The organism is Paenibacillus sp. 01L418, from assembly GCF_056400045.1.
In genome coordinates this window covers 1-12,295 of sequence record NZ_JBFTSN010000034.1, presented here as the reverse complement: position 1 = coordinate 12,295, position 12,295 = coordinate 1, and the positions used below count along the sequence as shown (strand labels likewise).

At 43.9% G+C, this 12,295-nt stretch carries 10 protein-coding genes; all 10 read left to right on the top strand.

All coding sequences use genetic code 11. From position 1 onward, the window contains the following. Nucleotides 1–66: 66 nt before the first annotated feature. The 10 genes from AC1DSE_RS07425 (at nucleotide 67) to AC1DSE_RS07380 (ending at nucleotide 12,145) form a co-directional block, all read left to right on the top strand. Complete coding sequence (locus tag AC1DSE_RS07425; RefSeq protein ID WP_477512704.1) at nucleotides 67–1,275, top strand: MFS transporter; 1,209 nt, start codon at nucleotides 67–69, stop codon at nucleotides 1,273–1,275. Between the two features lie 178 nt (nucleotides 1,276–1,453). After that, on the top strand, nucleotides 1,454–3,646 hold the full coding sequence (locus AC1DSE_RS07420; RefSeq protein WP_477512703.1) for an ABC transporter ATP-binding protein: 2,193 nt from the start codon (nucleotides 1,454–1,456) through the stop codon (nucleotides 3,644–3,646). Beyond that, on the top strand, nucleotides 3,643–4,176 hold the full coding sequence (locus AC1DSE_RS07415; protein ID WP_477512702.1) for a DUF1854 domain-containing protein: 534 nt from the start codon (nucleotides 3,643–3,645) through the stop codon (nucleotides 4,174–4,176). The genes AC1DSE_RS07420 and AC1DSE_RS07415 overlap by 4 nt, the downstream gene beginning before the upstream one ends. Nucleotides 4,177–4,354: 178 nt before the next feature. Continuing rightward, nucleotides 4,355–4,867, top strand: a complete 513-nt coding sequence (locus AC1DSE_RS07410; RefSeq protein WP_339206140.1) for a TlpA family protein disulfide reductase — start codon at nucleotides 4,355–4,357, stop codon at nucleotides 4,865–4,867. A 13-nt stretch (nucleotides 4,868–4,880) separates the two neighbouring features. Then, nucleotides 4,881–5,696: an MBL fold metallo-hydrolase gene (locus AC1DSE_RS07405; protein ID WP_477512701.1), complete on the top strand. Its 816-nt coding sequence runs from the start codon at nucleotides 4,881–4,883 to the stop codon at nucleotides 5,694–5,696. A 157-nt stretch (nucleotides 5,697–5,853) separates the two neighbouring features. Further along, on the top strand, nucleotides 5,854–6,537 hold the full coding sequence (locus AC1DSE_RS07400; protein WP_477512700.1) for a response regulator transcription factor: 684 nt from the start codon (nucleotides 5,854–5,856) through the stop codon (nucleotides 6,535–6,537). Beyond that, entirely contained in the window at nucleotides 6,534–7,793 is a 1,260-nt protein-coding gene (locus AC1DSE_RS07395) for a HAMP domain-containing sensor histidine kinase (protein WP_477512699.1), read from the top strand. The genes AC1DSE_RS07400 and AC1DSE_RS07395 overlap by 4 nt, the downstream gene beginning before the upstream one ends. A gap of 144 nt (nucleotides 7,794–7,937) precedes the next feature. Further along, on the top strand, nucleotides 7,938–8,699 hold the full coding sequence (locus tag AC1DSE_RS07390) for an ABC transporter ATP-binding protein (protein ID WP_477512698.1): 762 nt from the start codon (nucleotides 7,938–7,940) through the stop codon (nucleotides 8,697–8,699). A gap of 1 nt (nucleotide 8,700) precedes the next feature. After that, a complete protein-coding gene (locus AC1DSE_RS07385) occupies nucleotides 8,701–11,043 on the top strand; it encodes an FtsX-like permease family protein (protein WP_477527545.1) in 2,343 nt (780 codons plus the stop codon). Between the two features lie 145 nt (nucleotides 11,044–11,188). Further along, nucleotides 11,189–12,145, top strand: a complete 957-nt coding sequence (locus tag AC1DSE_RS07380; protein WP_477512696.1) for an alpha/beta fold hydrolase — start codon at nucleotides 11,189–11,191, stop codon at nucleotides 12,143–12,145. Nucleotides 12,146–12,295 lie beyond the last annotated feature (150 nt).

Genomic DNA, 12,295 nt, shown 5'->3' with positions numbered 1-12,295 from the left:
TTTCATATGAGGGGAGAAAAGGAATGAACAATGTTGTACGAGTCGCTTACTGCTTGGAGGTGCATCATGGCTAATTCGTACCACGAGATATTTAAAGCTGCCGGAGCAAAAGGGTTTTCAGCTGCAGGTTTTGTTGCTCGTATGCCTATATCGATGATGGGCATTGGCATCGTGACCATGTTGTCGCAGCTGCGCGGCGAATACTGGCTAGCAGGTGCTGTAGCAGCTACCTTTGCTTTATCAACGGCCTTAATGGCTCCACAAATTTCCCGTATGGTAGATCGGTTAGGGCAATCCCGTATTCTGCTCCCATTTACAGGGATTAGTGTAGTATCTATCGTTTTTTTGCTGCTATGCACAAGATATGAAGCACCGGATTGGACGCTATTCCTGTTTGCCTTAATTGCAGGCTGCATGCCTAGTATGCCGGCAATGGTTCGTGCGCGCTGGGCTGAGCTGTACCGGGGCTCCCCGAAGCTGCAAACGGCGTTTGCCTTTGAATCTGTAATGGATGAGCTTTGCTTTATCATTGGCCCAATCATTTCGGTCGGTTTAAGCGTTATGCTGTTTCCCGAAGCGGGTCCGCTTCTAGCCATCGTTTTTTTAGCCATAGGGGTCATCCTGTTTACGATGCAAAAGAGTACAGAACCTGCTGTGCGTCCCCTTCATTCAGATCATAAAGGTTCGGTTATTAAGATTGGCTCATTGCGGGTGTTGGTGTTTGCGCTCATTGCGTTAGGCACTATTTTTGGCACCGTGGATATTGTTAGTGTAGCTTTTGCAGAAAATCAAGGAAATACTGCAGCTGCTAGCATTGTGCTTTCCGTTTATGCTTTAGGTTCGTGCTTAGCTGGCTTGGTTTATGGTGCACTTAGGCTGAGAACTCCGCTTTATCGCCAGTTTTTGTGGGCTGCCGCGGTTACCATGGCAACGATGCTTCCGCTATTAATTGTAGATAATATAACGAAGCTAGCAGTAGCTGTATTTTTCGCTGGGATATCGGTAGCTCCTACTATTATTGTTACGATGGGCTTGGTGGAGAAAATTGTGCCCGAATCCAAAGTGACGGAAGGAATGACTTGGGCTATTACAGGCATGGGAATCGGGGTTGCTTTAGGATCATCTGCAGCCGGCTGGGTCGTGGATCACTTTGGTGCGCGAACGGGATTCGCGGTAGCAATAGCAGCAGGAATTCTCGTTCTGATTATTGTGGCTCTTGGTTATAAATCGCTGATGAGAGCATATAATTACGCAATAAGGAGCTCTGAGCAGTAAGTGTTTATATGCTTAGAGCTATAGTATGAATACTAACCCACGACCGAATAAGGTTGTGGGTTTTTGTTTGTACTGTAATAAAGACAGCCCGGCAGTAATAAACAGTTATAGTTATTTTCCATCTTTACCCATATGAAAATATGTGAGTAAATAGGTTGGTAACGAAAGGGGGAAGAATATGACCTTTATGAATAAGCTTCCTAAAGCGATAGAAGCACAACTTAGAGAGAAAACGCTGTTTCATGCCGTATCAGATTTAATGAATGATGGTCAGTTTGGGGAAGAATGGCTGGTCCTGACTGAAAAGGAAGTATCGGTGTGGCGTTCGGATGGGATGTTGGTGACTAAACTCGCATTTTCGGATATTACAGATGCCCGGGCTGTTGGCGGAGTAGGCGGCGGCTCATTGCTAGCGGATACCAAGAACGGTCCGATTATCCTTATACGCTACACAGCATCGCTTACTTCTATATTTGGATACGCATCTAAATTAATGGGTGCAGTGGCAAAAGGCGAAGAGCGGCCAACGGTTTCTGAGAAAGAATTCCCGAGAAATTGTCCAAAATGCCGCAATCCGCTGCCGGACGATTCTCAAGCTTGCCCCGTTTGTAAAAACAACGGCAAGGTTCTGTTTCGAATGCTGAGCTATGCGAAGCCTTACAAGCTGCAAATGGTTGCGGCAGCGATTATGTTGATTTTTACAACATTGGTTGAACTTATCCCGCCATTTTTGACCAAAATGATTGTGGATGATGTGCTGACTCCGAAGGATATGGGCTCCACGCTTTTGTGGATTGTTATTGGCCTTGCAGCGACCTCGCTGGTAGTCACCCTCATGCAGACCGTGCGCGGTATTATTGGCGTGTGGATTGGTTCCAAATTAATGGGCGATCTTCGGCACGATGTCTATAATGCCTTGATGAGATTATCGTTATCCTTCTTTGACCGAAGACAATCCTCGCAGTTCATTGGACGGGTAAACAATGATTCAGAGGCGATGCGGCAATTCATGACCGATGGTGTCATATGGGTTTCGGGTGAGTCACTGCGTGTCATTGCGATTTTCATCATCATGTTTAGCTTTGATTGGAAATTAACGCTGCTCGCCATGCTGCCTATGCCGCTTATGATTATTTTGTCCAGTGTATTATGGCCGATGATCGGTCGGCGGTGGTATCAGCAGTGGAGGTCTATTTTCAGATTAAATGCTTTAGTTGGCGATTCTTTGCAAGGTATTCGTGTGGTTAAGGCGTTTGGTCAGGAAAAGACTGAAATGTCACGTTATACGGCAGCGAATAAGGAGCTCGTTCGTCATAATATTCGAATTGAAGGTCTGTGGCAGGGCATGTTCCCCGTCTTCGCTTTAGTCGCTGGAGCGGGTACCTTATTGATTTGGTATTTTGGCGGAAAAACCGTGCTTCAAGGTAATCTATCTATCGGTACCTTGATCGCTCTAGTTACCTATTTGGGCATGCTTCTTGGACCATTGCAGTGGGTAAGCCAAATGATCAACTGGGCAACGCATGCGATTTCGGCAGCTGACCGCGTATTTGAAATTATGGATACCCCGTCTGATGTGCCCGATACTGTAAACCCAGCACAGATTGGCCGCGTAAATGGCGAGGTTGAATTCAAAAAGGTGACTTATGGATACGAAAAGCATCACCCTGTGCTCAAAAGCGTAGACTTAAAGGTAGCCGCAGGCGAGATGATCGGATTAGTCGGACATTCCGGTGCCGGAAAATCGACGTTTATTAACATGATCTGCCGATTTTATGATTCGGATGAGGGTACGATTACGATCGACGGCACGAACATCCGCAATATTAGCCAGAACGACCTGCGCAAGCAGATTGGCGTCGTGCTGCAGGAGACGTTTCTGTTTGACGGGACGATAGCAGAAAATATTGCTTACTCTAAACCGGACGCTACAGAGCTGGAAATTATGCGCGCAGCCAAAATCGCTAATGCACATGATTTCATCGTTCAGCTGCCGGATGGCTACGACACGAGAGTAGGTGAACGCGGCCATAAGCTGTCTGGTGGAGAAAAGCAGCGGGTATCTATTGCTCGCGCCATTATTCATGATCCGCGAATTCTCATTCTAGACGAAGCAACGGCCTCTGTAGATACGGTGACGGAGCGTCAAATTCAAGAAGCGATATCGCGTCTGGTCAAAGGAAGAACAACGTTCGCGATTGCCCATCGATTGTCGACTTTGCGCAACGCAGACCGGCTTGTCGTGCTGGATCATGGCAAAATTGTTGAAGTAGGAACACATGAGGAGCTGCTGGATTCCGAGGGTGCATACTACAAGCTGGTTGAGGCGCAAAAGGAAATGTCCAAGATCAAGGGGGTAGAAAATGCATGATTGATTCCAATGACATTGGTGTTGAAATAAACACGAAGGACCCTTTTGAGATTAATCTATTGGAACCAAACGCGGTCTCATTTTCCCGCAGCCAAGGCGGCGTTTTTCAAGGCGTTGTAGAAGGAAAGGCCTATGAAGAAATCATACTCTTTCGTATATTTCCTTTCCAATACACGACCCAGTATATATCTGTCCGCGATGCCAAGAGTGAAGAAATCGGCGTTATTCAGGATATTGAGCAGCTGGATAAAGAAAGCCGATCCGAAATGGATAAGGAGCTGAAGCTTCGGTATTTCCTTCCGCTTGTAACTCATATTGATTCCATTAAGCAAAAAGCCGACATGTGGATTTGGGAGCTGCAAACGAATTTGGGACCGACTCGCATCGTCATGCGGAACTTGCATGAGCATATGCAATACCCGAGTGATAATCGAATTATTCTGACCGACATCAACGGCAAAAGATGTGAAGTTCGTGATTGGAAGAGGTTAGATGGCCACAGTCGCGGTCAGTTGAAGGATGTCTTATAAGGCAACGAATATCGTGCTGTCCCTCTTTTTCAAAATAAAAAGAGTGGGCGGCACTTTTGTGTTGTCTTATGTTGCTCGTGTAGAAAAAAAGTAGATTGCATGTGAAAATCATCGTAAGATAGAATGAATATCCACATTCAACCAGCATCCCAATGATCAATGGAAGGAACATGTGTAAATGAACAAAATAGTTAAAATAACGACAGGCACAATTATTATTGCGGCGTTTAGCTTGATGGTCTATCTTGGGTATAGCTATCTCAACAAACTCAAAACCGAATTATCAAGTATCGCCTTGTCGGAGCTCAGTACAGGGGAAGAAGTGGCGGTTGATTTTGCGGAGAAACCAACGGTTTTATCCATCTTTACTTCATGGTGCCCTTATTGTAATGAGGATGCCCCAAAAATGGTCGCTTTGCATGAAAAGTATAAGGATAAAATTAATGTATACGGTATAAATGTTACGAATCGTGATGAATTATCAGAGGTAAAAAACTATGTGGAGCAGCATCAAATTACATACCCAGTCCTCCTGGATAAAACGGGGGATGTATACAAGTACTACGGCGGAGATGGCTTCCCAGCTCTGTGCTTTGTGAATACGGACGGGGAAATCATTGATTACATTATCGGATCGCTTGACCAAGATGAAATAGAAGCTTCGTTTAAGAAGCTTCTCGGCGAGACCTAAAGGAGAGATACTTTTGATTCAATACAAAAATGAACAGGTAACCGTGTTCCAAAGTGAGTTATATCAAACGACAGCGACGGTCATTCAGACAGAGGAAATGGTACTCATCGTAGATCCGAACTGGTTGGCGGGAGAAGTTGAGGCGATAAAAGAGTATGTAAATGAGATTAAAGGTGATCGAGCTTTGTATCTATTATTTACGCACGGAGATTTTGATCATATTATTGGTTATCAAGCTTTCCCTGATGCCACAACCATTGGCAGTTTCGGGCTGCAGCATCATCCGCAAAAAGAAGAGAAGCTTGAAATGATTCGAGAGTTTGATCGTAAAAACTATATTGTAAGAAACTATCCTATCGCATTCCCAAACCTCGATATCATAATCAAAGAGGATGGACAGCAACTGCACGTAGGAGATACGATAATGACTTTCTATCTTGCGCCGGGTCATACGGAGGATGGATTAATAACGATCGTCGAGCCGTTAGGAATCATGATTGCAGGAGACTATTTATCCGATTTCGAGCTGCCTTTTATTTATCAAAGTGCGAAGGCGTATAATTCCACCCTTGAGAAGGCTGGCCGTATTTTTGCAACGCATTCCGTTCGCTTGCTTATACCGGGTCACGGAAAAGCGACAGCCGACTCGTCAGAGATGAAGAGACGTTTGGCTATGGCATCGGATTACCTAAACCGCCTTTGTGAGGCGGTTATGGCAAATAACGAGACTGCTCTTGCTGCGCTCTACCGTGAGCATGCCTTCTTATCCACCTTTACGGAATATTGCCACAAGGAAAATGTATCGATTATACAACGTGAATATCAGTAAAACCATAATCAACGAACATTAAAACACCCTAACGAGGAGCCGCTTGCGTGCTTCGCGATAGGGTGTTTTTGGTTTATTTACGTTTAAACTTCCTTTTTCATAGTATATTATGGAAGTGACTGATGTTTACTATTCTATCAACTAATGGAGAACGCATATGAACTATGATTGCTTAATTGTGGATGACGAGACGGTTCTTGCAGAAACGACGAGTGAATATTTTAATATGTTTGAGGTCAAATCAGCATACGTGTCAAGTGCAGAGGAATGTGAGCTCTTTTTACGGGAAAATGAAACATCGGTTATCCTGCTCGACATTAATCTTGGTCATACTTCCGGGTTTGATTTATGCAAGAAGCTTAGACAAACGACACAAATTCCGATTCTGTTTATTAGCGCTCGGTCCAGTGATGACGATATTCTTATAGCCCTTAACATAGGCGGCGACGATTATATCCAGAAGCCTTATACGCTGAGTGTGCTGCTTGCGAAAGTGAAGGCTGTCCTCAAAAGATACGGGAATCAAAGCCCAACCGAAATGCTAGAGTTTGGCGAAGTGAAAATTGATTGCAATCTTTGCCGCGTTCGTGTGAACGGTGTAGATATGAAGCTCAAAACGATGGAATATAAATTGCTCTGTTACTTGGCGAAAAATAAAAACAGAGTCATTTCAAAAGAAGAGCTGTTTGACAAGGTGTGGGGTGACTCCTTTGCCGGAGATGGAACTCTTAATGTACATATTCGCCACTTGCGCGAGAAAGTCGAACCGAATCCCAACCAGCCGCAATATATTAAAACGGTATGGGGGACGGGATACGTCCTGGAAGATCACAAGTTATGAGAATAAAGTGGCTGTTCATCACTATCCTCTTTGTATTTGCAACAGGCAGTGCAGCTTCTTGGCTCGTTATGAATAGCAAGACGGATACCGAAGTGGATATGGTAGCTTTAAATGAGGTGTTAAAAAAGCTTGAGAGCCACTGGGGGCAAATCGATCAAGCGAATTTCAGCACGATAAAGCAGTCATTCAGCGTTATCGATACTCATGGCCAAGTACGCTTTCAAACATTCGAGGGGCAATCTCCTACCATTAATGATGCAATTAAAAATAGAGATACGATAACAGATGTCGTGGTAGAGGGTACTTTAGTTGGCAAGCTTATTGTGCTAAACGATGATAAAAAAGTAATTCAGCAAATGAAACGGCAGCTTATTATCGTGCTCTTTATCACTTTTACCATGTTTGCGCTGCTGAGTGTCATCTATGTTTTATTTTTAAATTATAAGGTTTTCAAACCATTTCATAAGCTGCAAAGCTTTGCAGTTAACGTGGCGCGAGGGAATCTGGATATTCCTTTGAAAATGGGTCAAAACAACCCGTTTGGCGCTTTTACAGAGAGCTTCGACATTATGCGCGAGGAACTGGCTCTAGCAAGGCAAAGTGAATATGAGGCAAACCGCAGCAAGAAGGAGCTTGTAGCCAGCTTAAGTCATGACATTAAGACTCCAGTCGCCTCGATTAAAGCGGTGAGCGAATTGATGCTGCTTCGAGCAGACGATGAGAAAGTAACGAAGCAATTAACGACGATTTATTCAAAGGCAGAGCAGATCAACCTATTGGTGAGCGATATGTTTACGGCGACTTTAGAGGAGCTTAATGAGCTGAAAGTAACGGTGACGGAGGAGGAAAGCAGTGTTTTAAACGGTATCATCGCTAACGTGAATTATGATGATCAAATCAGCTTTGCGTCTGTTCCTGCATGCCTAATCTTAACGGATGTATCGCGTTTACAGCAGGTATTTGATAATATTTTGAGCAACTCTTACAAGTATGCGAGTACCTCAGTTACCATTTTATCCGCAATAAAACACACCTATTTGGAAATAAGCATTATGGATTATGGAAAAGGTATTCATCCGGATGAATTGCCGCTCATGTTCAATAAATTTTATCGAGGAAATAATGCAGAGGGACACAGTGGCTCAGGGCTTGGGCTATACATATCTGAGTACTTGATGCAAAGCATGCAGGGCGATATAACCTGTCATAACCGTGAAGATGGTTTTAGCGTGACGTTAAAAATTAAGCTAGCTTAAAGAATTAAGAATTGGCTAAGGATTGAACAAAGCTTAACTAAGAATTGGTTTTGTATGATAGGACTGTAAGCTACATTACAGTCTTTTTTGCTTGGGGCTAGAGCGAAGCTATCATACAATTGCAGGATAAAGGAGATTTAATTTATGCCAAGCCTAATGTTAAGAACCGAAAAATTGTGCAAAACGTTCTCAAGCGGGGGAAATCAGCAGCATGTGCTAAAAAACCTCGACATTAGTTTAATGGAGGGTGACTTTACCGTTATTATGGGAAGCTCGGGCTCAGGCAAATCGACCCTGCTCTACGCGCTTTCTGGAATGGATAAACCGACATTAGGCGAAATTTATTTTGAGGAGAAAAAGATTTCGAAGCTAAATAACGATCAGCTGGCGATTTTCCGAAGGAACAATTGCGGCTTTGTATTCCAAAAGGTTTATTTGCTCGACAATATGAGCGTGCTGGATAATGCGCTGGCAAGCGGTCTGCTCGTTAGCAAAAACAAGCGGGCTATCGTAGCCAAAGCAAAAAAATTGCTTGCCCAAGTGGGATTAAATGAAACCTCATGGGGCAAATTTCCGGAGCAGCTCTCCGGAGGAGAAGCGCAGCGTGCTGGCATCGTGCGCGCGTTGATTAATGATCCCAAAATTGTGTTTGCAGATGAACCAACCGGCGCTCTTAATTCCGCTGCTAGCGACAGTGTGCTGGATGTCATGACGGAGGTTAATAAGAGCGGACAAAGCATTGTTATGGTTACACATGATATGAAAACCGCATTAAGAGGGAATAGAATACTTTACCTTCGTGATGGCGTTATTTTCGGGGATTTGCAGCTTAGTCCGTTCCATGTGGAAAATAGCCATAAACGGCATGAGCAGCTAAAAGCATTTTTGGCTGAAATGGGGTGGTGAGATGAACATCGTCAACCTAGCCTGGGCCAACATCAGAAAAGGCAAAAGCGCGGCATTTTCCCTTTTTATTTTGATATTTATCGCAGCGCTGCTGCTTAATGTGGGAATGACGGTTATTTTCAAAATGAATACGTTTTTTGATGATAAGGTGGCGGAACTACATGATCCTCACTTGAACATCATCATGGACAGTGCAAGCTATAAGAATGCCAAGGGCGACTTTTTGAAAAACTATTCTGATGTGAGTGAGTTTGAGCTCGAAAACATGGTGTTGATGAGTTCAGCCAAATTTCGTTATGGGGATAGTGACATGAGCCATGCCGCTGTTATCCTTAATGCGGATACTGATCGCACGATTGCACCATTAAAGCTAATTGAGCAGATAGCCTTGAGCTCTGAGCCGGATATATACCTCCCTTACAGCTTTAAAGTAAGCGGCGGGTATAAGCTGGCTGACAGCTTCGCCTTTACCTATCAGGACAAGGAATATCGTTACCGGGTTGCAGGTTTTTTTGAGACAACGATGCTTGGCACCACCAACATAACGTTGATGAAATATTTTTTGCCGGATACGGAATATGAACAGCTGTTCAGCCAGCTCAGCCCCAAAGAGGAAGGCACCTTCTTATCTGTCAAGTTAAAAAACAGCGAGCAATCGATTCAATTGCTTAAAGATTACGAAGAGCAATTTCCCTTTTCCCATAATGAGGCTAGCTCTTTTTATTCTTCATTAGACGTGATGACGATGAAGGGCATAAGTACGATGACGATCAATCTGGTCGCTATGATTATGGTTGCTTTTGCGGCGGTTATTGTTGTGGTGTCATTGCTTGTTATTAAGTTCCGTGTGACCAATAGTATTGAGGATGGCCTTGTTAATATTGGTGTTCTCAAAGCAGTGGGCTATACGAGTCAGCAAATTATTTTATCTATTATGATGCAGTTTATGATCATTACCTTATTGGCAAGCATTATGGGGATGGCGGTCACTTACACCGTTATGCCTGTATTCGGAGGCATTATTTCTACGCTGTCCGGACTGCTATGGAATCAAAGCTTTAATGCTGTAATTAATCTAGCCAGTATTCTAATTGTAGTTATACTTGTCGTGACCGTAACACTTCTAGCTTCAATTCGTATTAGAAAGCTGCATCCAATAGCGGCGCTGCGGGGAGGCATTGTGACTCATAGCTTTAAGAAAAACCGTTTCCCCCTAGATCAAGCCAAGGGTGGATTAAGCTTTGTGCTTGCTTGCAAAACCATCGTGATGAACATCAGGCAGAACATTATGATTACATTTATCGTTGCCGCCGTTACCTTTGCCTCTGTTTTTGCTATCGTTCTTTATTACAATATAGCAACAGATAAAACAGCCTTTATTCACCTCGTTGGTGCAGAAACCTCGAATGTCAATGTTCAGGCTAAAGAGGACGTAGATAGTGAGGCGCTGTTTGAATCCATTCAGCAAATGGATGGTGTTGAAAAAACGGTATTGCTGGACTATTTAATAGCGAAGGTTGACGATAAACCGTTTGCTATGACGATTTCGGATGATTACAGCGGGTTGGAAAACCAAATGGTGTATGAGGGACGATATCCGCAATATGATAACGAAATTGTCGTTTCGTGGGCAGTATCGCAGCTGCTTGAAAAAAACATTGGCGATACGGTCAAAGTAGATATAGGGGAAGCCAGTTATTCTTTTTTAATTACCGGTCTGAGTCAGTCTATTAGCAATATGGGGCAAATATCATCTGTCACTTTGGAAGGTGTTCGGCACCTCATTCCAGATTATACAGGCAAGATGCTCAACGTTTATTTAAATGGCATCGATAATGCGAGCTTTATCAAAAATAGTAAAGTGCAATACGGAAGCTCAGTAGTGGAATTTGTTGATGTAGATGAGACGATAAACAGCCAAAGCAGCGTCTATATTTCCGCGGTGTTTGCTGTTATGGTGCTTGTTCTCGCGATTACTGTATTGGTGGTCGTTCTCATTCTTTATCTTGTTATTAAAACGATGATTCTCAAGCGCAAGAGGGAGCTCGGAATATTTAAAGCAACAGGATATACGACGAGCCAGCTAATGACGCAAATCATGCTCAGCTTTGTGCCAATTGTCATTATAGGGGTTGTTATTGGTGGCGTGCTGGGCAGCCTGTATACCAATTCCATGCTGACCTTGCTGCTCTCTGGAGCGGGAATTCACAACGTTCAGTTCATTATTAAATTGCCTCTTGTTATTGCGCTTTGTTTCGGAATTGTTATGTTGTCTTACGTTGTTTCCATTCTAGTGTCGCGGCGGATCAAAGGAATTTCCGCCTATGAATTAATTACAGAGTGAGAATAAAGATATTGCTTTAATCAAAGCTTTCGCAGGCGGCCTTTCGAGGTCGCTTTTTTGTGTTGTTGCAGGTGTCATTCGTATGCTACCATACGCTAAACGCCTACTTTAATAAATCGATTATATTTGAGAGGAATGAGTGTAAATGCCAGTAGTAGACATGCCGCTTGAGAAGTTAAAAGAGTACCAAGGAATTAATCCTCGCCCAGCTGATTTTGATGCTTATTGGGATCGTGCGATCTCTGAAATGCGTGCTGTAGATCCGCAAATTAAGCTCGTTCCAAGCTCATTCCAGACTCCGAACGCGGAATGCTTTGATCTCTACTTTACGGGCGTTCGCGGGGCTCGTATCCATGCCAAATATGTTCGGCCAAAACATATGGCAGAGCCGCATCCGGCAGTCGTATTATTCCATGGCTATACGGGAAATGCAGGCGATTGGAGTGACAAGCTGGCTTATGCCTCATTAGGCTTCTCCGTTCTAGCTATGGATTGCCGTGGTCAAGGCGGGGAGTCTGAGGATTCCGGCAATGTGAAGGGAAATACACATCAGGGTCATATTATTCGGGGATTAGATGATCATCCGGACAATCTGTTGTTCCGTCATATCTATTTGGATACTGCACAATTGGCGGGCATCGCACTGGGCTTGCCTGAGGTTGATCCAGAACGTGTTTATGCAGCTGGCGGTTCGCAGGGCGGAGCGCTTACGATTGCTTGTGCGGCGCTTGAACCGAGAGTAAAGAAGCTTGCTCCTGTGTTCCCATTCCTTTGCGATTATAAACGCACGTGGGAGATGGATTTGGCGAAGGACGCGTATCAGGAGCTTCGTACCTTCTTCCGTTATTTTGATCCGCTGCATGAGCGCGAGGATGAAATTTTTGAGAAGCTAGGTTATATCGATCTTCAATTTCTTGCAAACCGCATTCGCGGCGAAGTATTGATGTTTGTTGGCCTCATGGATACCATTTGTCCGCCTTCCACACAGTTTGCAGCTTATAACAAAATAACTGCTCCTAAGCAGTTAGTCATCTATCCGGACTTTGGGCATGAGCATTTGCCGGGTTCGTCGGATCGTACGATTCAATTTTTCTTAGACTAATAGGAATGAAATAAAGGGGCTGTCTCAAAAGTCATTTTGCGATTTTTTGAGCACTACTTAGAACTTATTTTCATCGAGAAAAAGGACCTCAAGCTCCACTATACAGTGGAATTTGAAGTCCTTTCATTTGAAAACGGGGATGTTTCCCTG

Coding starts and splice junctions, on each gene's coding strand:
- AC1DSE_RS07415 (WP_477512702.1), top strand. CDS start 3,643: ATGATTGATTCCAATGACATTGGTGTTGAAATAAACACGAAGGACCCT.
- AC1DSE_RS07410 (WP_339206140.1), top strand. CDS start 4,355: ATGAACAAAATAGTTAAAATAACGACAGGCACAATTATTATTGCGGCG.
- AC1DSE_RS07385 (WP_477527545.1), top strand. CDS start 8,701: ATGAACATCGTCAACCTAGCCTGGGCCAACATCAGAAAAGGCAAAAGC.
- AC1DSE_RS07420 (WP_477512703.1), top strand. CDS start 1,454: ATGACCTTTATGAATAAGCTTCCTAAAGCGATAGAAGCACAACTTAGA.
- AC1DSE_RS07400 (WP_477512700.1), top strand. CDS start 5,854: ATGAACTATGATTGCTTAATTGTGGATGACGAGACGGTTCTTGCAGAA.
- AC1DSE_RS07395 (WP_477512699.1), top strand. CDS start 6,534: ATGAGAATAAAGTGGCTGTTCATCACTATCCTCTTTGTATTTGCAACA.
- AC1DSE_RS07380 (WP_477512696.1), top strand. CDS start 11,189: ATGCCAGTAGTAGACATGCCGCTTGAGAAGTTAAAAGAGTACCAAGGA.
- AC1DSE_RS07390 (WP_477512698.1), top strand. CDS start 7,938: ATGCCAAGCCTAATGTTAAGAACCGAAAAATTGTGCAAAACGTTCTCA.
- AC1DSE_RS07425 (WP_477512704.1), top strand. CDS start 67: ATGGCTAATTCGTACCACGAGATATTTAAAGCTGCCGGAGCAAAAGGG.